The organism is Enterobacter sp. SECR19-1250, assembly GCF_013391025.1.
Lineage (GTDB): Bacteria > Pseudomonadota > Gammaproteobacteria > Enterobacterales > Enterobacteriaceae > Enterobacter > Enterobacter cloacae.
In genome coordinates this window covers 1-882 of sequence record NZ_JACASJ010000289.1, presented here as the reverse complement: position 1 = coordinate 882, position 882 = coordinate 1, and the positions used below count along the sequence as shown (strand labels likewise).

1 protein-coding gene is annotated in these 882 nt (G+C 57.4%); it reads right to left on the bottom strand.

Going from position 1 to position 882, the window contains the following annotated elements:
- Nucleotides 1-882: Ig-like domain-containing protein (locus HX884_RS26655; RefSeq protein WP_256737209.1), on the bottom strand; the 882-nt coding region annotated here is incomplete at both ends.

Below are 882 nucleotides of genomic sequence, written 5' to 3'. Positions count from 1 at the left end.
TAGACACAACGTCGCCCGGTGCAGCGCTGCCGCTCAGGGTTGGGGTGGTGTCGTTAGTGGTTTCGCCTTTCTGCATTGGGCCGACGTGCGGCTCGGCGTTGTCCACAACGCTGTTGATGGACGGCTCGGTGCTGACCGGGATCAGAACGGTAATGTCGTAAGACGGTGCTTCACCCACTACGCGGTTGCCTACTGCGTCCTGGGTTTCCAGCGTCAGCTGATTAAGCCCTTCCACCAGCGGTGTATCCAGTGCCAGCGTCCAGTTGCCTTCACTGTTGACCACAGCTGAGCCCAGCAGATGTTTGCCGTTAGCATCCGTGCTGTAAACAAAGACGGTGCTGCCCGCTTCACCAATACCATTGATAACCGGTTTGCTGTCATCGGTGATTTCACCGCTGGCCACGTTACCCTGACGGCCGCCGACATCATCCATTACGGACGTAATGTTCAGTACATCGCTGCTTGCCACTGGTGGGGTGTAGTCGGTCACCAGCACAAAATCATCCGATTCCGGACCGGTGTTGCCCGCTTCATCCGTTGCGGTGGTGGTGATATGGTGCTCACCTTCTGGCAGAGGTGTAGTTGGCGTGAACTGCCAGGCACCGTTGTCGTCCGCAATCGTTGAACCAATATGCTCACCGTTGTCATAAATATCGACACGGCTGCCCGGCTCTGCAGAGCCGTTGAAGGTTGGGTTTGCGTCGTCGGTGGTGCCGCCGTTGCTCAGATCGCCACGAATTGTTCCCACATCATCCGTTGCGGATCCGAGTACAGGTTTTTCCGGGGCGGTCGCATCAACGGTAATATCAAAGGACGGAGAGGTCACCTCGTTTCCGGCCGGGTCTTTGGAAATCACGGTCAGGCTGTGATCGCCATCGGCCA